The following is a 21,117-nucleotide window of genomic DNA, read 5'->3' on the forward strand; positions in this document are numbered from 1 at the left end:
AAATGGCAGTCGCTCCTTCGCTCAACTGCCTCTCCAAAGAATCCTTTCTCAGCCTAAACTCAACCCCAAAATCGCCATATGCGATTCCCCTGCCCGCGCGGGAGAGACGGCTGTTTAAATCCGTCTTCTGGAATCAGGCCGGATCAGCCTTCGGCCGGAACCGCCTTCGGCTTGCCTTCGCCGTCCAGCGCCACCATGACGAAGTCGGCATGGGTGACCTTCTCCATCAGGTCGGAGAGATAGCGCTGCGCCCAGGCCTCGACCTTGAGCGTCATCGAGGTGCGGCCGACCCGTTCGACATGCGTATAGATGCACAGCGTGTCGCCGATCTTCATCGGCTTGGCGAAGGACATTTCCTTCACCGCCGCCGTCACCACGCGGCCCTTGGCGCGCTCGGCGGCGCGGATGCCGCAGGCGAGATCCATCTGCGCCATCACCCAGCCGCCAAAAATGTCGCCTGCCGCATTGGCGTCCGAAGGCATGGCCAGCGTCCTGAGCGTCAGATCGCCGATCGGCCGCCCGTCCGCGTAATGCACCATGCGCGAAATCCCTTCGAGATCGGCTGCCCTCGATCCCCTACCGTCACGGCACCCAGAGGTCAATTATTCGCTGATCCATGCTTTTTGCGGCGGCCCGAGGCGCATCCCCCGAGTGGCTTGGCGCGCCTAGTAAATATTCAATAATGGGGATACAGCAGCGAAAATACCTGCAGACACTTTTGCGCACCGATCGGCGGACTTGCAGTTAACAACCCGAAGCGTGAATCCTAAAATGCCGTGGTTTAGGTTTATTCTAGAAATCACATATTCCTCTTTTTTACACAAAGTCTCAAGTTCATCTCTGCACTGTCCCATCATCTCGTTTCTCTTCTTATGCGCCTTCGACCCGCTGTCGACGTAATCAATCTCGACAACAGTGCTGCTATCCTCAAGTATTGAACTGGTGGCGATAGAGAACCCACCCACAAAATCTACCCTGCCCTTATCCTGTATGTCGTTCCATGAATAATTCCTCCCATTCGCAATCCTACAAAGTATCTCTTCAGCAATCACATCTATCGAAACATCGGCCCGACCGCCCTCCATGGTCAATTTCATCTTTTCAAGCCTACTCCGCAGGCTAGAGAATTCCAACCTTTTCTCTTGTTCAAAGGTCGTGGCATCAAAAATCGTTCTTGCTAATCGCTCGGGAAAGCATCGCCAATCTCCTTCGTACTTGGATCGAGTGGCCGTCTTTATCTTGCCCATCCAGTTTTCACTCATCGACTGGCCCGGAATCGGGTGCTGCCCTCCGAACAGAGCGTAGATGGTCATCCCGAGACCGAACGTATCGACCTTCGCTGATCTCGCTGAGCCAATTTTAGTTGGATTTGTTTGTTCGGGCGCCAAATAGCCAAAATCGTCGCGGGACTCGAAAACTACGTCCTTCTCATTGGAACCCTTGTGCCAAGACATATCAAAATCGAGAACCACGACTCTGGAATACTCCAGAGTTGCAAAGTCAAAATTCTCGATCATAACATTTGAAGGTTTTATATCCCTATGAAGAACCATCTCAGGAAGTTTGTGGCAAGAATCGACTATACCAGAAACATCCGAAACAATATTGATTCTTAGTCTCCAAGAGAAACGACTGACCTCGGTGAACAGCTCTTCCAGGCTATTTCCAGAAACGTGATCCATAACCAGAGTTGGTGGCATCTCAAAAGACTCTACAAGCGGCACAACACCGGCAACGCGATTGGCCGTCAAAATCCTCATTGATTTAACGCCTCGCCGAAACCCCCCAAGCATTTCTCTCGTATTAAGAATATGACTATGCATTATCTTCAGGGCAAAGAATTTCTCATCCTTAGATTCGGATAGATATACCGTACCAAAATTCCCGCGGCCAAGTTCTGGAAAATGCAGCTTGTACCCAAAGAAATACCTATCAATGTCAGAATTTGACCTATAAAAGGACCTTGTTTGGATGGCGTAGTCGTATCGTAAAACAAATTTTTCGAACACGTCATAAACATCTGATCCGTTACTCTCTCTAATCTCCGTCACTAACGCATTTGAAAGGAACTTTCTAACCTCTTCAGGACTCTCATTAGCGATCAGTCTGGGGCTATCTTTCTTGCTCAGCTCGGTATCGAATAGACGACTTGAGATTGCTTCTCCCGGGGCCGCCTCTGCATCCAGCGATCTAAATGAGTTAATGTCGTCGACAATCGCATTTACAACTGCCTGATGGTCATTATTATTATTTGCACTATAGAATATTCTCTGGACATTGTTGTCAGACGCCCATTTTGTCGCTTGCTGATCCTTGCGATTTGTTAGCCAGAACAGCCTAGGAGCTTCAAACCCCGCCTCCCTAAGAGACACCAACCGCTCTGAGATAGCCAGATCGTCGACACTAATTCCATAAAACAGAACTGTGTGATTTAAGTATAATTATGACAGAAAAAGATCATGCGCCTTTGTTTCCCTAAGCTTGTTTAGCTGATATTTCGTAATAACCCAAGTTTCTGAGTCTGAGATATGCCCGTGAATATAAACGAGAAACGGTCGTTCGTCTGTTATTACTTGCCATTTTCTCGAAAGTTCGAATCCGTATATTGGAAGTATATACTCACCCTGGTTCGATCTCGAAAAAGCCTCACCTGCAAGCCGATCCAAATTCAAGGTCACGACCCCGCGCGGCGTTAGGTTGAATAGGCGGCTGTAGGAAGTCGACGAAACATCGTGCGGCACGTCTAGGCTATTTCTAACTAGACCATTAAATGTTGCAGCAGTCAAAAGCTCACGCGCCGATTCAAAGAACGACCAGTAGTCGTCTAAGCCTTTGGTATTTCTAAATTTTATGTCGTCAAATTTGGGGTTCTCATCCCATTTGGCATCACGAAGGTTGTCGAGGTGCAATTGGACAAGACGTCTGAGCCCGTGCCAATCCGGCAAGCCTGCTGGTTTACTGACGCCTGAGCCTATGACTAGAGTCAGTGGGGCGATGTGTTCGCTTATTGCCTTGCGCAATAAGGTGTATGCGGGTTGTTTGAATATTTCGTTGAACGACATCGAGTTTTCCCAGCACGCTGTAAGGGCACGCTACAATCCCCTCAACCTGACCGCTAGGTTTTTTATTGTTGATTAACGAGTTTATTTTGGTCGGGACATGGGGCAAGAATCGAGTTCAGGGAGTGGGAAGTACCCTGCCGAATTCATGGAGGCCGTCCTCGGTTTTCTGCGCTGAGTTGGTGCATGAACGGGATGCTGAGTGAAACCCCGTTTTCGAACATCGCGCATGGGCCGCAACCTGTGATGCGCTAACGCATAGCTCAAGGCTAGACTGGGTAACAATAGATAGCGGATTACGGCTGATATGGAATTTACCTTTCGCCCACTGACGCCCGATCTGTGGCCCGCGCTCGAGGACCTGTTCGGTGACAGCGCCGTCTGCAGTCGTTGTTGGTGTATGTACGGGCGGATCGGTCGTTCTTATCGAAAGCGATCCAGTGAGGAAAACAAGGCAGCGTTCCGGCAAGCCGTCCAGCATGGTCCGCCTCCGGGTTTGCTTGCTTTCGACGGCGATGTGGCTGTCGGCTGGTGCCAGGTGACGCCACGAGATGCCCTGCCCTGGCTCGATCGGCTATTTCGGCTCAAGCGCGTGGATGACAGGCCGGTCTGGTCCCTGTCCTGCCTCTACGTGCGAAAACAATGCCGCCGGCGGGGCGTAACATCCCAGCTGATTGCACAGGCCCTGGAAGTCGCAAGGCGCGCAAATGCTCCTGCCCTCGAAGCCTATCCTTTCGACGCCGACGTATCGCCGAGCGCTTCCGGCAGCGGATATGCCTCCACCTTCGCGCGCGCCGGGTTCAGGGTGGTCGCACGCAGGACGCCGGCCCGCCCGATCATGCGCTATGATTTCAAGCAGATTGCCGATCATCGCCTGTGATGCTCGGACCGGTTGGCGGAGGAACAATTGGCTTTAGCGCTCAATCGAATTGTTCTCTACGCCAAGAACCTGGAAGCGACAGTCGCCTTCTACGAAAAGCATTTCGGTTTCAAAGCGCATCGAGAGGACGGCGACCGTATTGTCGAATTGGTCAGTCCAGCCGGAGGCACACGCCTGATGCTCCACCAGGCTGGCAAAGGACAGCGGTCGGGACAATCGACCGTTAAACTGGTTTTCGATGTCGAGGACGTCCAGGCGTTTTCTGCGCAATGCGCCAGGGACGGCCTGCTATTCGGCGCCCCGCATGAGGCGGGCGGCTATGTTTTCGCCAACGCCCATGACCCATGCGATAACACGATTTAAATTTCCAGCCGCGCCTTCCGCAAAGCAGTCGCGTCATAGCGTGAGCAACGCGCGCCAGTCGCTTTTTTCACAAGCGATGCCGGAAGCTCCGGTGATGGCGACGGTCCGCGGCGTCTAGGCTGGGCGAAATTCAGGGCCATCTTTATCCACCATGCAGACCTATGACTTCATCATTGTCGGTTCCGGCTCGGCCGGCTCGGTCCTGGCCGAAAGGCTGTCGGCTTCCGGCCGCTTCTCGGTGCTGGTGCTCGAGGCCGGCGGCAGCGACCGCCGCTTCTACGTGCAGATGCCGCTCGGCTACGGCAAGACCTTCTTCGACCCGGCGGTCAACTGGAACTACAAGGCCGAGCCGGACCCGGGTCTCGCCGGCAATGTCGACCACTGGCCGCGCGGCAAGCTGCTCGGCGGGTCGAGCTCGATCAACGCCATGGTCTGGATCAGGGGCGCGCGCGAGGATTTCGACGCTTGGGCAGCGGCCGGCAATCCCGGCTGGGGCTTCGACGACCTGCTGCCCGCCTTCAAGGCGCTGGAGGACAACCAGGCCGGCGCCGACCAATGGCGCGGCGTCGGCGGGCCGCTGCATGTCACCGACTGCTCGACCTCCGTCCATCCGCTCACCAAGCGCTATCTCGCCGCCGCCAACCAGGCCGGACTGCCGCTCAACCCGGATTTCAACGGCGCCTCGCAGGAAGGCGTCGGCGTCTACCAGATCACCACCAGGAACGGCCGCCGCATGTCGGCGGCGCGCGCCTTCCTGCGCCCGGCGATGAAGCGCAAAAACGTCCGCGTCGAGATCAACGCGCTGGCGACCAAAATCCTTTTCGAGGGCAAGCGCGCCATCGGTGTCGAGTATCTCCAGAATGGCGCCACGAAAACCGCCCGCGCCGGCCGCGAGATCATCCTGTCGGGGGGTTCGGTCAATTCGCCCCAACTTCTCCAGCTCTCCGGCATCGGCCCGTCGGCGCTACTTGGCGCGCTCGGCATTCCTGTCGTTCACGCCAACGAGAATGTCGGGGCAAACCTGCAGGACCATGTCGGCGTCAACTACACCTTCAAGGGCAGGCAGCCGACGCTCAACCAGATCCTGCGTCCGTGGTGGGGCAAGCTGCTGGTCGGCATGCAATACGTGTTTTTGCGCTCAGGCCCGCTGTCGCTGTCGATGAACAATGCCGGCGGCTTCTTCCGCACCGATCCGGCGGCGACGAGGCCCAACATGCAGCTCTATTTCCAGGCGTTTTCGACCGTCATTCCGAAGAGCGGCGAACGGCCGATCCTGACGCCCGATCCGTGGCCCGGCTTTTCCATCGGGCTGTCCAACTGCCGTCCGTCGAGCCGCGGTGAAATCATGATCCGTTCCGCCAATCCGCGCGATTATCCCAAAATCGTCGCCAACGCCTTTTCGACCGAGGCGGATGTCGCTGAAATGCTGGCGGCGGTGAAATTCGTCCGGAAGATCGCCTCGATGCCGGCAATGGCCGAGATCATAGAGGAAGAAGTTTTGCCCGGTCCCTCGATCACCTCCGACGCGGACCTCATCCAGGATTTCAGGAAGCGCTCGGGCACCGTCTATCATCCGGTCTCGACCTGCCGCATGGGGCCGGACGCGGCGCGCGCCGTCGTCGATCCGCGCCTCAAGGTACACGGCATCCAGGCGTTGCGCGTCATCGACGCCTCGATCTTTCCGGACAACATAACCGGCAACACCAACGCCGCCGCGATCATGACCGGATGGAAGGGCGCCGAACTGGTTCTGGAGGATCAGAAATGAAAATCACCGACGTCAAGACCTGGGTGGTCGGGAATCCGCCGCCCGGCATCGGCGGCAAGTATTTCATCTTCGTCAAGCTCACCACCGATGGCGGCGTCGTCGGTTATGGCGAGGCCTACAACGCCACCTTCTCGGCCCACGTCACCGCAAAAATGGTCGAGGACATGGCAGAGCGCTATCTGATCGGCCGCGATCCGCACGACGTCGAAAATTTCTTCCGCCGCGCCTATTCATCCGGTTTCACCCAGCGCCCCGACGTGTCGGGCATGGGCTGTTTCTCGGCGCTCGAAATCGCCTGCTGGGACATCATCGGCAAGGAGGCCGGCAAGCCGGTCTACAAGTTGCTTGGTGGCCAGGTGCACGAAACGCTGCGTTCCTATACCTACCTCTACCCGCACAGCGGCAGCGTCCACTCCGAGGACGCCCGCGGCAAGAACGTCTACAACGACCCCGATCTGGCCGCCGCCTGCGCGCTCGAATATGTCGAGCAGGGTTTTAACGCGGTCAAGCTCGACCCGGCCGGCCCCTACACCGCCTTCGACGGCCACCAGCCGCGCCTCGTTGACATCGACCTCTCCGCCCGTATGGTCAAGGCGATCCGCGAGGCGGTCGGCACCCGCGCCGATATCCTGTTCGGCACGCACGGCCAGTTCACAGCTTCGGGGGCGCTGCGCATGGCCCGCGCCATCGAGCCTTATGACCCGCTGTGGTTCGAGGAGCCGGTGCCGCCCGACATGCCCGAGGTGATGGCGCAGGTCGCCCGTGCGACCTCGATCCCGATAGCCACCGGCGAGCGGCTGACGACCAAGTTCGAATTCGCGCGTGTGATCGAGAACCGCGCGGCGACCATTCTGCAGCCGGACCTTGGCCGCTCCGGCGGCATTCTCGAAACCAAGAAGATCGCCGCCATGGCCGAAGCCTATCACATCCAGATCGCGCCGCACTGCTATTGCGGGCCGATCGTCGGCGCCGCCAACATCCAGCTCGCGGTGACGCTGCCCAACTTCCTCATTCTGGAATCGCTGAAGCAGTGGGGCGGATTTCACGAGAAGCTGCTCAAGAAGAAGATCGAATGGCAGGACGGCAATGTCATCCCGTCGAAGGAGCCCGGCCTCGGCGTCGAACTCGATGAAGCCGTTTGCGAAGCGCATCCCTGGACCGGCAAGGACCTGCATTTGCAGATGATGCAGACACCGCTGATGCCGTGAGCGCCAGCCTGATCCGCAACGGCTTTTGCCGTCGCCGTCTACGACCGGGGCCCGGCGCCTGGTTCCTCGGCACAGAGGATTTGACGGGTCGCTTGCGTTGACGGACCGCATGCCTTGGTGATTAGCGCAAACGCCCATCGCTTCGTCATCCTGGGGCGGAGCAAGGAGCGAAGCGACGCGGCGCAGACCCCGGGATCCATGCCGCGACTTCAGAGCGCTGCTGCGGTGCAAAATTCTGCTCCGCTGCACTCTTTGATCAAGGTTACGGCATGGATCCCAGGGTCTCCGCGACGGAGCTTCGCTCCTGCTTCGCCCTGGGATGACGAAGTTGGGAGGGATTCGGCCAATCTCCAAGGTTTGCGATTTACCACCGACAGGAACGACCGACGTTCGCTGCCGATGGGCCGCCACCTGCCAAAATCACTGTTTCAAGGAATTGGTCGACCATGATCGTCAGGCTTCTGGAAGATGCGATCGGAACCGATCTTCGCGCGCCTGGTTTCCCGGCCAAGTTCGAGGCCTGACATCAGGCAATTGTCACGCGATTTCAGCGCATTGGCCGGATCGCTGGAATCACCGCCGAAAGAACTTGAATCAACCCCTCAATGCCTTGATTCAATATCTCAGCGTCAAGGCGCCGGGCAGGATCTCGAAGGTCGCCGGTATGCGACCCGGCGATTCGCCGTCTATGTCGATCAGGGCGGCGTTCTTTTGCACATCGCCGATCGGCTCGACAACCACTTTCTTGCCGCGCAGGATGGTGATCGCCGGATGGTTGCGGTGCCGCCCGCCATAGAGCAGGCGGATGTCCCAGATCAGCTTCAGCTTGCCGGCGGCGCGCAGAATGACGATGTCGAACTCGCCGTCGTTAACCTCGGCATCGGGCGCGATCATCATGCCGCCGCCGAAGAATTTGCCGTTGGCCACCGCCACCAGTGCCATGCGCGCCTCGACCGGGGCACCGTCGTCGATGGTGATCGCAACGTCCTGGAAGCGGTAGCGGAGGAACTCCCAGACCGTGCGCCAGTAGAACAGCGCCTTGGCGGAAACCTTGCCCTTGCGCTTGTCGGCGTTGACGGCCCGGTCGGTGGCGCCGGAAAGCCCGAGGCTGGCGATGTTGATGAAATGGCGGCTGGCCAGCGCGCCGTGGTCGTCGACATAGCTGATGCAGCCGGCATCGACCTTGCGCCCTTTGGCCTCGGCAATCCGCTTCAGTGTCAGGTCGACATTGTTCGACAGGCCGAGCCCGCGGGCGAAGTCGATGCCGGCGCCGCACGGCAGCAGCCCAAGCTCGGCCGTCCGGCCGCTTTCTCGGAAAGCTTTCAGCAGCCCGTCGGCGACCTCGCTGGCGGTGCCGTCGCCGCCGGCCGCGATCACCAGCTCGAAGCCGATGGCGGCAAGGTCGAGCGCCAGCCGTTCGGCATCGCCCTCGGCCTGCGTTTCACGCAGCTCGAAATCGCCGAAATGTCTTTTCAGTGACGCCGCAACCTCGGGCCAATGCCGCTTGAGCCTGCCGCCGCCGGCGATCGGATTGAGAACCACCGCGACCTTCAAGCCCGCCTCCCCAAGGCCATCGAACACGCCTTCCAATCATTTGCCGGCATTGAAGCCCGCGCCGGCCCGCGGGGCAAGATCGAATGTCCGACAATGCGGTTTTGGCCTCGAGGCGGCAAATCCCGGCCGGCGGCGGCAGAGATCGGAAAGTCGGCGTTTTGGCAGGGTCAGTCCCCGATAATCCCGCTATCCACAGGCACGCGGCAGTTCCGCCAAACACTTATCCGACATACATTAAACCCATCTCAGGCGGCTACCGATCGCCACGCCGAAAGGCACAGCGGAACGGCGGATTTCCTGAGGCCCGTACGGCCCTGACCGAGAACAGGCTTGCCTGTTGGAGGGATGGAAGCCGAGACCTACGGGGCCGCGGAAAGCGTGCGAACGCCGACGGCGGACCGATGCTGCCATGAAGGACGGCAAAAACCTTCGATGGCGCGCCGGGCAAAGCTCGCAAGAGTGGAGACCGGCGTGGTCCGGAACGGACGCTACCCTCGGGCGGCGACTGGCAGGACCCTCAAAATCAAGGCCGGCATGGCGCGACATCTTTCGGGAGTTGCTGCCGCGACCGTGTCCTGATCTGACAGGGAGGCGCTGGGAGAAATCCCGGCGCCGACTGTCTTTGTGGCCCCGCCGGACGATTTTGCCGGCGACGCTTCACCCTGCGCCAAAATCAGCTACTATCCATTTGCCGTCGGGGGCCGCTTAAAAGGGCTGACGGCAGGGGGACATTTCATGACGCTCATCCAGAAGCTTGCTGTTGCCTATGCTTTCCTGTTCTTCGGCGTTGTTGCCATCGGCTATGTGCCGGCCTTCAACGATGCCGGCGGCAATCTGTTCGGCCTGTTCTCGCTGCAATGGTATGATGATTTGCTGCACGCCTTCTCCGGCGTCTGGGCGCTGGCGGCCGCCTTCATCTCGCACCGCCAGGCGGTGTTCTATTTCAAGCTGTTCGGCTCGGTCTATCTGTTCGACGGCGTGCTCGGCCTGGTCACCGGTTCCGGTTGCCTCGATGGCGGCATTTTCATCAACGGCTTCCGCTCCTTGAACGACATCGAATTCCCGGCCCGCTTCTTCGCCAACCTGCCGCACATCGTCATTGGCGGCTTTGCCGTCTATGTCGGGTTCTGGCTATCGAAACGTGTGTACGACCATTTCGCCACGGCCTGACCGGCCATGTTCCTGTTCCGCTGGCTGAAGCGCATCATCAAGGCGATCCTCTGGCTCGTCGTCATTGTCGTGTTGATCCCGATTGCCGGGCTGGCCTACGGCTTTCTCACGACGCCGTCGCTGGACACAACGCCATTGCCGGGCGTCGCTGAGGGTGCCCCGCCGAAGGCGCTGGCCGACAAGGTCCGTGCTGATATCCCCGGCTACCAGCGGCCGGAGGAATCGACCTTTCTTACTTATCCGGAATGGGCCATCGTCTACGCCGCCCGCGAATATGCCGGCTTCGTCGACAAGAACCAGCCGAGCGGTTTTCCCTATCTCTCCTATATCGGCCGTTTCTGGCAGGACTATGCGACGGTCATCCGCGCCAGCTCCGCCTACAAGTTCAACCTCGACAACCACCAGATGCTGGTGATCATCGGCACCAGCCACACGATCGAGCACGCCATCCAGTGGGCCTATGAAAATACGGTCGGCCGCGTCACCGAAGCGACAGCCGGCAAGCGCACCGCCGTCGACATCTACCAGGCCAAGGTGGCGGCGGAGTATGCCGGTTTTCTCGACCAGGTGCCGTGGTACCAGTTTCCCTATGCCGAAAAGCGTGCCGGCCTGTTCGCCGTCCAGCCGGCAGCGGACGACAGCGCTGTCCGTACCAGCGAACGCAAGCTCGCCTTCGGCCTCGCCGACACCATCAAGCAAGGCTACGCCGATCTGATCAAGTCGGCGCTCGCCGCCACCACCGACCCGGCCTTGCTCGACATTCACGTCTGGGCCAAGGGTCCGGTCAGCGAGGTGACGCGCAACGAGCCCGACACTTTGCTGGAGCGCGATCTCGGCGCCGACGGCACGGTCTTCGTCACCAGGCGCTATCAGGTGTTCACCGACATGATCCCGCGCCTGATCGGCAAGGGCATCTCCTTCGTCGAGATCGGCGGCAATGACGAGATCATGGTCACCATGCTTTCCAACGACGAAATCAAGGTTCCCGAAGGTGCACGCACCTTGTTCAGCTACCCGCTTCCGGCGGAACCTTCGACGCGACGCACCGGCCTGACCGTCGCCGTGCGCAAGCTGCACATCGTGCTGCCGGTGTTGATGACGCCAGGCTCGAGCACGTCTACGATTACTGAGGCCTTTCGGCCACAGCCGGCCCCGGCAAGACGTTGCGTGATGCTCCGCCACGCTCATTCCACAATCGCGGCCAAATCCCGCCTTGTTCCGCAACGATTGATGACACCGCAGCAATTTGTCCTGCGCACATCGCCAGGCAACTCGGAGGGACAAGACCGTGATCAAGACCGCCCTTGTCGCCATGACCATCGTCGGCTGCGATTGCGACGCCAGGCTTTGCGAATATATCGGCGAGACGCCCGCCAAATGGTCGACCATCGCCGAATGCGAAGCGGCGATGAAAAGCCAGATGCTGCACGAGCGCAATTTCGACTATCCGCTGGTCTCCGGCATCTGCCGCACACAGAACTCGTCATCTCAGCTCGCGGCGACCGCTTCGGAGCCCGAATTGACGACGGCCAGCACCGCCGCGACAGACCCGCTGCCACCGGAGCTGAGCCATCGGCCCAGTGCTGCCGTCGGAACGCAGGCAACGGCGACGGAAACGGAAGCCGTCCGGCCGGTCGCCTATGAAGCGGCGGTCGATGGCGGCCGCGCCGTGCTCTACCGCACGAAGGCGGGTTACGCCGTGGTCAAGACCGATCTCGGCCGCGCCGCAGCGGCAACGATCGGCATCGCCAAGCGCTCGGCGAACTGGCTGGCGGCGAAACTGCCTGACGGTCTGTAACCGACGCTCAGGCCGTGCCGATCAATGCCCTGATGGCGCGATAAAAAGTTGACGAAAACAGCTCACCCGGATCGTATTGCAGCTTCTTCGCCAGGAAGGACGGCAGTTCCGGATAGGACGCAAGCAGCTCCTTGCCCGTGTAATGGAGCTGGTAGGGCAGGAAGAAACGCCCGCCATGCTTGATCGTCACATCGATCAGCGCCCTTGTCAGCGTCCGCATCCTGGCATTGCCGTCGGCGTCGGTCGGCTGATTGATGTAGAGCACCAGCGAATAGGCCGGCTCCGGCGCATAATTCAGCGCCACATCCTCTTTGTGGACGACGCGCACCGACGCGTTGAGCACCGGCAGGCTCTGGTTGCGCAGGATCTCGCGCGCTTCGGCGATAAACGGGTTATAAGCGGCGCGCGGGATGAAATACTCGTGCAGGATGTCGGTCTCATCGAGCAGATCGTTGAACAGATAGGGCACTGAATCGTGCATCGGATTGTTGCGGGTGACGAGGCAGGCCTCGCCTTCGGCCATTGCCGTCGTGCGCGCCACCGTGCAGCTCTCGAATTGCGGCTTCAGCGTCTTTTCGGTGAACCATTTCAGTTCCTGGAACAGGCTTCCCCATTTCGCCAGGTTGATGATCACCCGTTTGAGCCCGACTGAACCCGGTTCGCCGATTGCCGGCTGGTCGGCCGGCGGCTGGTTGGCCACCTTGTCATAGCGGTAGACGATCATATCCTCGAGGAAATTACCCGGCGCTGTCGACAGGTGCCCATAACACAGACCGATCGCCCTGTTTGGCTCCAGCACCTCGGCGAAGAACCTTGGAAAGTCGTCCGATTTGATGATCTCGCGCGAGGTCCGGTAGACGGCGTTGTCGACAATGTCGAGCGTCGCCTCCAGCACCACGCCGAACAGGCCGTAGCCGCCGACGACGTGGCGGAACAGCTCGGTGTTTTCGGCCGGTGAGCAGGTTGTCACCGAACCGTCCGCCAGCATCACCCGCATCGATCGGATCGAGCCGGCGACAGAGCCGGCCTGGTGGTCCATGCCATGCGCGTTGACCGACAGCGAGCCGCCGACCGAAAAGATGTCGGTCGACTGCATCGCCTTCACCGCAAAGCGCGGGTGCAAAAGGTTCTGGATGTCGTGCCAGCGCGCGCCCGGCTGCAAGGTCATCGTCTTGGCAGCCGGGTCGATGCTGACCTTGTTGAATTTGCGCATGTCGAGGACCAGTGCGTTGTCGTCGAAAGCGTGTCCGCCCATCGAATGGCGCACCGCCGCGACCGAGACCTTCAGGCCATTGGTGCGGGCAAAGGCCAGCGCGCTCGCAATGTGGTCTTCCTCGCTGACTTCGACAACGCCGTAGACCGGCGTCATCGACAGGCCGCTGGCATCGTTGATGTCGCCGCCCTTGGTCAGCCATGGCAGCGACGGATCGTAGGCTGGCGGGCCCTCCGGCGGCTTCTGCGCCAGATCGATGCCGTCAATGTCGGCGATGCGCCCGGAATTCTTCTGCCCCGAAGGACCGCGCGCCAGCCGCGCCACGGTCGTTCCGCCCCAGACCATCGCGCCGCCGACCACCGTCGCACCAAGCAGCAGCCGCCGCGACAGGCGAAACCCCTTGCGTTCTTCGACCATGACACCCCTCGCTGCCTCAGGGATAGCGCGGGTTTTCGGCAAAAACCAGAGCCGGAGTGCGTAGCAGAACTAGCGGCAGTTGCGGCATCAGCATCAGGAGCATTTTCTTATGGTTGCAATTGATGTATTATTCGCGCTATGATTGAAAATCCGAACGGATCCATGATGATGCTGACCATTGTATGGGCGCCCATTCCATGAAGCTCGTGTCCCGCGCGATACTGTCCCTGATGCTAGAGCTTGCTCCGATATGCGCCGAGGCTCACGACTCCAGTCAGGGCGACGACAGCGTCGTCGCAGTCGCGCCTGACGATCCAGATATGGCGGCGGCGACTGCACAGGCACGTGCCACCCTGGATGCATTCCTGGCATTATCCCAGACACCGCCACCTGGAACGGACACATTCAAACTGAAGGTGATGATCAAGGACGGACATGTGACCGAACACTTCTGGGTCATCCCGTTCCAGCGGAACGAAACCGGATTCGTCGGGATATTGGCGAATGAGCCACATAGCGTCCACAACGTCGTGGCTGGCCAGTATGTAAATTCAACCGAGACGATATTTCCGACTGGGGATATACCAAAAACGGTCACCAGGTTGGCAGTTTCACCGTCTGTGTGATGTTCAAGTCGATGCCGAAGGAAGAAGTCGACTACATGCGTAGCCAACGCGGCTTCGATTGCTGACCGCCCAGCCGGACTACCTCGCCTCCTCGTCCTTCGCCCCGATCTTGCGCACCAAAGCCGCCGTCGCCAGCATCGCGCCCATGTCGGCGATCATCGGCGCGACATGCTTGGTGTAGTCGAGGCGCGTGGAGCTATCCGGGAGCTCGAAGAAATTCCTTTCCTGCGGCAGCAGGAGGAAGCCGTCGCTGCCGTTGAGCGCGACGCGTGCCGGATCGTTCGGCCGGGTCTCGCCGAGCCATTGCAGCGCCTGCGCCAGCCGGCCCGTCACCAGCGGCCGCGCCGCCTCGATATTGTCGGTGCGGAACTTATAGGCGGCGTCGAGTTCGGGTACGCCGCTGGATAGTTCCTGCATCTTGCCGCCGAAGATGCCGCGGAGGAAGCCGACAACCTTGTTGGTCCGGCGCGCGGCCACCAATGTGCCGGGGAACGGCACGATCGTCTCGAAAGCGACGATCACGCCCTTGAACACTGCCGTCGTGCTCTTGCCCGTCCCTTCCCGTAGATCTGCTTCGTACAGCTCGAATGGAAACCCTTCGTAGCGGCCGGAGAAAACATCGTCGAAAGACTGTCGGTTGAACGAACCAACCGTCTCACGCGGCAGCCGGTCGAACGAATTCGGCTTGACGTTGTTCCGATACCGCATGTCCTCGATGAAACCGAAGATACCGCATGTCCTCGATGAAACCGAAGATGATCGGCAACAGCGTGCTGCGAAACGACTGCTGCAATTTGCTCGCTGGCTTGATCGCCCGGAAATAGAGCAAGATCGCTGCCAGGAGTCCGCCGACATAGAGGAACACATGCGGGGTCGAGACCCACTGCTCGTTCGGGTCGGCAACCCCGTTGAAGAGCCAGGCCACAAACACCACGAACGCCAGCACCAGCCCGATGAACAGTGGGACCCGCCAGCGCGTCCGGCGATGGGCCGAAGCTCTTTCGGCCTCATAGGCCTCGATGTTCTTCCTGAGGCCGGCGATCACCGCTTCGCTCGGCATGAAATCCGCAGTTTCCATCACCCACCGCCGCCACAAGCCTGCCCGCGCTGGGCATGATAGCCGGTTTGGTGGACCGCGTCAGCGCAGCCGTCAGCGCCCGGCACTGAAGATCGCATCGAGGCGGGCCAGAACCCTTTGCCTTGGATTTCCCTTCAACATTTCAACCGGCACCAGCCGCTCGTGATCGCCGGCGCGCAGCCGCATGAAGGCATGCAGCCGGTAGGCGGCAATGGCGCCGCGCGTGCCGGGATCGGCGCTGATGTCGACGACGAGAATGGCACCGATGCGGCCAGGCCAAGGCTGGCGCGCGAAGGCGGTGCCGAAGAAATCGCCGAGTCCATAGGCGACGAGCGTCTTGCCGATCCGCTCGATCGGCTGCACGACATGGGCATGATGTCCGGCGACCAGGCCGACGCCGTGTTCGGCCAGAAGCCGCGCCAGTGCCCGCGTCTTCGCACGTGGAAAATGCCGGAATTCCCAATCCCAATGCGGCACCGCGCAGAGGAGGTCGACACCCGAAGCGGCATCGCGCGGCCATTGCGCCGGATTGCTTTCCATCGAGACACGGCCCGCGAACTGAGCCGCGTCGGCATTGCGCCACAAGGTAAAGGCGGCAAGGCCTATTGTCAGCGGTCCCACCGCAAACCGCTCGACTGGAGCCCCAGCGCCGATTGTGCGGATGCCCAATTGCTCCAGCGCGGCGACCGTCTCGTCGAAGCCGGCGATGCCCTGGTCGAGCACGTGGTTGTTGGCCAGCGACAGCACCAGTTTCTCACGCGAAATGCCGGCGGCGGCCAGCGCCTCGGCAAGGAACCGCTCGCTCATCGCGTGATGCGTGCCAAACCTCGTACCCAAAACAGCGCTCGGCCGTTCCACCACCGGGCTTTCGCAATTGCCGACCACGAGATCGGCCGAGGCGAACAGCGCCGCGATCGCGGGGTCGCAGTCCGGCGCGCCGCGATTGGCCACCGCCGAGATATCGCCGACGAAAGCCAACCGCACCGTGCGCGCCGGCGGCGGGTCGAGCAGGGCTGCGTCCGCCGGAGCAAAGCCGCGCGCGTCGCCATTGAGCGAAGGCCGGAGGAAGCGTGGCAGCCAGGACAGTTTGTAGGAAAGCGGATAATTCGACACGCGACGGCCCAATGGTTTGCCTTGTGTAGACCGCCAGCCGGATTGATTGAAGCGCTGACTGTTATCGTTGATCCACAGGGCTACAGGCGCGCGAACCAAATGCGTGTATGATCCGCTGCGGAGCGATAAAAGGGGCGATCACGATGATGCGTTATTCCAGGCTGATGGCATGCGCCATCGTTCTTCTCCTGCCGCTGTCTTCGGCCGGCGCCGCAGTGCCGGGTGCCGCGGCACTGTTCGAGGCAAAAACCGTGACTGAGCGCGACAGCGCTCTTGCCACGCTGGAAGCCGCCGCGCCAGGCGATCCGGCAGCCGCCTACGCCGCCGGCGCCGGCGAATTCTTCACCGCGCTGGAGATCCTGGCCGGCGGCCTGCACCGCCACGGTTTCGAAAGCCCGCGATCGTTCACGCTGCCGCTGATGCGGCTGCCGGTGCCGGACAACCCCGATCCCGAGCCGCTGACCTACGGACAATTCCGCGCCATTCTCGTCGCCTTCCGCGACCGGTTGGAGAAATCCGCAGCCATGCTGGGTTCGGTACCCGCCGACGCGGACATCGGCATGGTCATCGACCTCACCCGCCTCGGCATCGATCTCAACGAGGATGGCCAGATCGCGCCGGACGAAAGTGCCGCCGCGATCATGGCGTCTCTGTCACGCGGCGGCGGTGTGCCAGACGCGGCCGCACCCGCCCTCACCTTCCGCTTCGACCGCGCCGACGGCTATTGGCTGCAGGGCTATGCCGAGTTCCTGATGGCGCAGGCCGACTTCTGGCTGGCGCATGATTTCAAAAACGCCTTCGACGGCTCCTTCCACATGCTGTTCCCGCGCGCAAAACTGCCGCTGCAGGATACGCTCGTGCCGCTGGACGGTGGCATGAATGGCGGCATCCTATCGTCCGAATGGCGCCTCGCCGACTTCATCTCCCTGGTGCATCTCATCAACTGGCAAGTGGTCGAGCCTGAGCGCCGGCAAGCGGCGCGCCGCCATCTGATGGAGATGATCCGACTGTCGCGCGAAGACTGGAAAGCCATCCGCGCCGAAACCGACAATGACCGCGAATGGCTGCCCGGGCCGCAGCAGAAAGGCGCCAGCCCGCTGACCGGCCTTGAAGTCGGCGAGCAGCAGGTGCAGGCCTGGCTCGCCGCCCTGGCCATGGCCGAGGATCTGCTGGAGGGACGCAGCTTGCTGCCGCATTTCCGCATCGCCGACAAAGGCATCAACATGAAGCGCTTCTTTGATGAGCCAAAGCCCTTCGACCTGGTGCTGTCGATCACCGGGCCGGCCATCGCGCCCTATCTCGAACGCGGTAAGATTCTCACAAGCGAGGAGTTCAACCAGATCCAGCGCCAGTTCGGCGGAGCCGGGTTTCTGACGTTCGCGCTTTGGTTTAACTGAGAAGGAAGCCTGGAGGGTGCTCCTGACAGCCTGCCGTCAGGAGCCAAATTGCCCCTCGCGCCACCCGCCACTCCGCTCTTTCCATTTTGGCCGATACCTCCCATATTCGGGCCATGGCCAGACTCTCCGACAAGAAAACGCCGCCGCCGGCGAATGACGATCGCGCTTCGCCGCCCAAGCGACGCAGCCCGCTGACCGATTTCCTCGATGCGTCGGAGCCGCTGCACAAGGGCGGCTTTGCCGAGGCGCCGCAGGCCGAGTTTACCGGTGCGCCGCTGACCGGCTCGATTGCCGACTGGGCCGAGCAGATCGAGCAGGAGGCCGAGAAGGAAGGGCGTCAAATCTCCCTCCTCGAGGGGGAGATGTCGCCGAAGGCGACAGAGGGGGTCGGCAAAGGAAGCGCTCGGCATGAAGGGTCGCAGAGCACTGCCGCACCGACCCCACCCGGCGGCTCCGCCGCCACCCTCCCCTCGAGGGGGAGGGAAGGCGCCAAGTCTGCCAAGAAAATCCCCGAGCGCTCCTCTTCCCCCGGCCGGACGGCGCGCGGCACCTCGATGGGCGGCGCGGCTTCGGCGCGGGAGCGCACTGCGGCCGGTCTCAATCCGGTCGCCGGTCTCGACATTTCGCTGGAGGACGCCGAGGCCATGGCCTCGGGCGGCGTCACCGCCACCGTCGCAGCGCTGTCGGCGCTGATCGAATCCGGCAATCCGCTGCACAAGGATGGCGTGCTGTGGACGCCGCACCGCCCTGCCCGGCCGGAGAAGTCCGAAGGTGGCATCGCCATCAGGATGGTCTCGGATTTCGAGCCGGCCGGCGACCAGCCGACCGCGATCAAGGATCTCGTCGAGGGCGTCAACAGCAACGACCGCACCCAGGTGCTGCTCGGCGTCACCGGCTCGGGCAAGACCTTCACCATGGCCAAGGTGATCGAGCAGACGCAACGCCCTGCTCTGATCCTGGCGCCCAACAAGACGCTGGCCGCGCAGCTCTATTCCGAGTTCAAGAAATTCTTCCCGGAAAACGCCGTCGAGTATTTCGTCTCCTACTACGACTACTACCAGCCCGAGGCCTATGTGCCCCGGACCGACACCTACATCGAGAAGGAATCCTCGATCAACGAGCAGATCGACCGCATGCGCCATTCGGCGACGCGCTCGCTGCTCGAGCGCGACGACGTCATCATCGTCGCCTCGGTGTCCTGCATCTACGGTATCGGCTCGGTCGAGACCTATACGGCGATGACCTTCCAGATGCAGATCGGCGACCGGCTCGACCAGCGCGCGCTGCTCGCCGACCTCGTCGCCCAGCAATACAAGCGCCAGGACATCAACTTCGTCCGCGGCTCGTTCCGGGTGCGCGGCGACACGATCGAGATCTTCCCGGCCCACTTGGAAGACCGCGCCTGGCGCATCTCGCTGTTCGGCGACGAGATCGAAGCGATCACCGAATTCGATCCGCTGACCGGCCAGAAAACCGGCGAGCTGAAGAGCGTCAAGATCTACGCCAATTCGCACTACGTCACGCCGCGCCCGACCTTGAATCAAGCCATCAAGTCGATCAAGGAAGAACTAAAATATCGGCTGCAAGAGCTTGAAAAGGCTGGCCGCCTGCTTGAGGCGCAGCGGCTTGAGCAGCGCACCCGCTTCGACCTGGAGATGCTGGAGGCGACCGGTTCCTGCGCCGGCATCGAGAATTACTCGCGTTATCTGACCGGCCGCAAGCCGGGCGATCCGCCGCCGACCTTGTTCGAATACATTCCCGACAATGCGCTGGTCTTCATCGACGAAAGCCATGTCACCATACCGCAGATCGGCGGCATGTATCGCGGCGACTTTCGCCGTAAGGCGACGCTGGCCGAGTATGGTTTCCGCCTGCCGTCCTGCATGGACAACCGGCCGCTGCGCTTCGAGGAATGGGACGCCATGCGCCCGCTCTCCGTCGCGGTTTCGGCGACTCCCGGCGCCTGGGAGATGGAGCAGTCCGGCGGCGTCTTCGCCGAGCAGGTCATCCGCCCGACCGGCCTGATCGACCCGCCGGTCGAAGTGCGCCCGGCCAAGACACAGGTCGACGACGTAGTCGGCGAAATCCGCGAAACCACGAGGGCCGGCTACCGCACGCTGGTCACTGTGCTCACCAAGCGCATGGCCGAGGATTTGACCGAATATCTGCATGAGCAAGGCATTCGCGTCCGCTACATGCACTCAGACATCGACACGCTGGAGCGCATCGAGATCCTGCGCGACCTGCGCCTTGGCGCCTTCGACGTGCTGGTCGGCATCAACCTATTGCGCGAAGGTCTCGACATTCCCGAATGCGGTTTCGTTGCCATTCTCGACGCCGACAAGGAGGGCTTCCTGCGCTCCGAGACATCGCTGATCCAGACCATCGGCCGCGCCGCCAGAAACGTCGACGGCAAGGTGATCCTCTATGCCGACCAGGTCACCGGCTCGATGGAGCGGGCGATGGCCGAGACCAACCGCCGTCGCGAAAAGCAGATGGAGTGGAACGCGGCCAACGGCATCACCCCGGAATCGGTCAAGTCGCGCATTTCGGACATTCTGGATTCGGTCTACGAGAAGGATCATGTCCGCGCCGACATTTCGCAGTTCACCGACAGCGCCGGCGCGATGATGGGCAACAATCTGAAGGCGCATCTCGACGCCCTGGAAAAGCAGATGCGCGACGCCGCCGCCAACCTCGATTTCGAAAAGGCGGCCCGCATCCGCGACGAGATCAAGCGGCTGCGCGAGATGGAACTGTCCATCTCGGACGACCCGCTGGCCAAATATGCCGACATGGAAAGCCCGGTTTCGGGCCGCGAAAAGGGCAAGCACAACAAGGGCGTGGCCAAACATCGTACAGCAGAGGAACAGGAGCGTTTCCGCAAGCTCGACGAGGCACATGCCGCCGAAGAGGCGGCCAAGGCTGCCCGGCCCAACCTCTTCCGCAAGCCGGAGCTCGACGAAATGGGCGCCGACGGCGCCGTACCGGTCAAGAAGCCGCTGTTCGCGAAACCTTCGCTGGACGATATGGGACCTGGGACCGACATGCCGACGCCGTCAGGCGCGGTCTCCCGTTCGCTGTTCAAGAAACAGTCGGCGCAGGAAGCGCACGGTTCGGATTTCGGTATACCGGGTGAACCGACCAAGCCGCTGTTCAGGAAGAACTCACTGGACGAGATGACGGTGCGGCGGACCGAGAAGCCGGTCCAGGGAAAAGCGCCGGCGAAACCACAGCCGATCTCCCCCCTCGTGGGGGAGATGCCAAGTGGTGGCAAAGAGGGCAGGGCAGAGGGGGGCGCGAAGGATCGCGACGATTCCGCGAAGCCAATCGTTCGTCAGCGCGCCGGCATCGGCTCCTACGAAGACCCCGCCGACGCCCGCCGCGAAAAGCGTCGGCCGGGAAAGACGGGTCGGCCGGGACGGTAGCGAGCTTCCCTTCTCCCCTTGTTGTGGGAGAAGGTGGATCGGCAC

17 protein-coding genes and 1 pseudogene are annotated in these 21,117 nt (G+C 61.1%); 9 read left to right on the plus strand and 9 right to left on the minus strand.

What is annotated here, in order from left to right:
• Window positions 1-143: 143 nt before the first annotated feature.
• The 3 genes from NKH98_RS25305 to NKH98_RS25315 all read right to left on the minus strand — a co-directional run bounded on the left by NKH98_RS25305 (window position 144) and on the right by NKH98_RS25315 (window position 3,062).
• Window positions 144-539, minus strand: a complete 396-nt coding sequence (locus tag NKH98_RS25305) for an acyl-CoA thioesterase (RefSeq protein ID WP_023678380.1) — start codon at window positions 537-539, stop codon at window positions 144-146.
• 126 nt (window positions 540-665) lie between these two features.
• Window positions 666-2,372 (minus strand): serine/threonine protein kinase, encoded by a 1,707-nt coding sequence (locus NKH98_RS25310; protein ID WP_352902695.1) that lies wholly within the window; start codon window positions 2,370-2,372, stop codon window positions 666-668.
• A gap of 69 nt (window positions 2,373-2,441) precedes the next feature.
• Window positions 2,442-3,062 (minus strand): SIR2 family protein, encoded by a 621-nt coding sequence (locus NKH98_RS25315; protein ID WP_352902698.1) that lies wholly within the window; start codon window positions 3,060-3,062, stop codon window positions 2,442-2,444.
• 304 nt (window positions 3,063-3,366) lie between these two features.
• On the opposite strand from NKH98_RS25315, the gene NKH98_RS25320 reads away from it, so the two are divergent.
• From NKH98_RS25320 to NKH98_RS25335, 4 genes are all read left to right on the plus strand, one after another.
• Window positions 3,367-3,939, plus strand: coding sequence for a GNAT family N-acetyltransferase (locus NKH98_RS25320; RefSeq protein ID WP_352902700.1), 573 nt, complete (start codon window positions 3,367-3,369; stop codon window positions 3,937-3,939).
• Window positions 3,940-3,966: 27 nt separating this feature from the next.
• On the plus strand, window positions 3,967-4,302 hold the full coding sequence (locus NKH98_RS25325) for a VOC family protein (RefSeq protein WP_352902702.1): 336 nt from the start codon (window positions 3,967-3,969) through the stop codon (window positions 4,300-4,302).
• A 151-nt stretch (window positions 4,303-4,453) separates the two neighbouring features.
• The gene (locus tag NKH98_RS25330) at window positions 4,454-6,070 is read left to right on the plus strand and encodes a GMC family oxidoreductase (protein ID WP_352902705.1); all 1,617 of its coding nucleotides are present in this window, start codon (window positions 4,454-4,456) and stop codon (window positions 6,068-6,070) included.
• Entirely contained in the window at window positions 6,067-7,278 is a 1,212-nt protein-coding gene (locus tag NKH98_RS25335) for a mandelate racemase/muconate lactonizing enzyme family protein (protein WP_352902707.1), read from the plus strand. The genes NKH98_RS25330 and NKH98_RS25335 overlap by 4 nt, the downstream gene beginning before the upstream one ends.
• A 615-nt stretch (window positions 7,279-7,893) precedes the next feature.
• Here the strand turns inward: NKH98_RS25335 and NKH98_RS25340 are convergent.
• Entirely contained in the window at window positions 7,894-8,832 is a 939-nt protein-coding gene (locus NKH98_RS25340; protein WP_352902709.1) for a diacylglycerol/lipid kinase family protein, read from the minus strand.
• Between the two features lie 735 nt (window positions 8,833-9,567).
• On the opposite strand from NKH98_RS25340, the gene NKH98_RS25345 reads away from it, so the two are divergent.
• Window positions 9,568-10,002, plus strand: coding sequence for a DUF4383 domain-containing protein (locus NKH98_RS25345; protein WP_023719157.1), 435 nt, complete (start codon window positions 9,568-9,570; stop codon window positions 10,000-10,002).
• Here NKH98_RS25345 and NKH98_RS25350 read toward each other — a convergent pair.
• Entirely contained in the window at window positions 9,964-11,079 is a 1,116-nt protein-coding gene (locus NKH98_RS25350) for a hypothetical protein (protein WP_352902710.1), read from the minus strand. The genes NKH98_RS25345 and NKH98_RS25350 overlap by 39 nt on opposite strands.
• A 211-nt stretch (window positions 11,080-11,290) precedes the next feature.
• Between NKH98_RS25350 and NKH98_RS25355 the strand changes: the two genes are divergently transcribed.
• Window positions 11,291-11,800 carry an RAD23 family protein gene (locus tag NKH98_RS25355; RefSeq protein WP_352802680.1) on the plus strand — a complete coding sequence of 170 codons (510 nt, stop codon included), beginning with the start codon at window positions 11,291-11,293 and terminating at the stop codon, window positions 11,798-11,800.
• A gap of 7 nt (window positions 11,801-11,807) precedes the next feature.
• On the opposite strand, the gene NKH98_RS25360 is transcribed toward NKH98_RS25355, so the two are convergent.
• A complete protein-coding gene (locus tag NKH98_RS25360; protein WP_352902711.1) occupies window positions 11,808-13,430 on the minus strand; it encodes an FAD-binding oxidoreductase in 1,623 nt (540 codons plus the stop codon).
• 320 nt (window positions 13,431-13,750) lie between these two features.
• On the opposite strand from NKH98_RS25360, the pseudogene NKH98_RS25365 reads away from it, so the two are divergent.
• Window positions 13,751-14,121 (plus strand): annotated as a pseudogene (locus NKH98_RS25365) (YegJ family protein).
• Between the two features lie 13 nt (window positions 14,122-14,134).
• On the opposite strand, the gene NKH98_RS25370 reads toward NKH98_RS25365, so the two are convergent.
• The 3 genes from NKH98_RS25370 to NKH98_RS25380 all read right to left on the minus strand — a co-directional run bounded on the left by NKH98_RS25370 (window position 14,135) and on the right by NKH98_RS25380 (window position 16,247).
• Window positions 14,135-14,764: a hypothetical protein gene (locus tag NKH98_RS25370; RefSeq protein ID WP_352902713.1), complete on the minus strand. Its 630-nt coding sequence runs from the start codon at window positions 14,762-14,764 to the stop codon at window positions 14,135-14,137.
• A complete protein-coding gene (locus tag NKH98_RS25375; protein ID WP_352902716.1) occupies window positions 14,712-15,101 on the minus strand; it encodes a hypothetical protein in 390 nt (129 codons plus the stop codon). The genes NKH98_RS25370 and NKH98_RS25375 overlap by 53 nt, the downstream gene beginning before the upstream one ends.
• A 105-nt stretch (window positions 15,102-15,206) precedes the next feature.
• Window positions 15,207-16,247, minus strand: coding sequence for a CapA family protein (locus NKH98_RS25380; RefSeq protein ID WP_352902718.1), 1,041 nt, complete (start codon window positions 16,245-16,247; stop codon window positions 15,207-15,209).
• Window positions 16,248-16,390: 143 nt separating this feature from the next.
• Between NKH98_RS25380 and NKH98_RS25385 the strand changes: the two genes are divergently transcribed.
• Together NKH98_RS25385 and uvrB are read left to right on the plus strand one after the other, a co-directional pair.
• Window positions 16,391-17,644: a hypothetical protein gene (locus NKH98_RS25385; RefSeq protein WP_352902720.1), complete on the plus strand. Its 1,254-nt coding sequence runs from the start codon at window positions 16,391-16,393 to the stop codon at window positions 17,642-17,644.
• A gap of 113 nt (window positions 17,645-17,757) precedes the next feature.
• Window positions 17,758-21,072: an excinuclease ABC subunit UvrB gene (gene uvrB / locus NKH98_RS25390; protein WP_352902722.1), complete on the plus strand. Its 3,315-nt coding sequence runs from the start codon at window positions 17,758-17,760 to the stop codon at window positions 21,070-21,072.
• Window positions 21,073-21,117: the final 45 nt, after the last annotated feature.

Source organism: Mesorhizobium sp. M0833 (assembly GCF_040319905.1).
GTDB lineage: Bacteria > Pseudomonadota > Alphaproteobacteria > Rhizobiales > Rhizobiaceae > Mesorhizobium.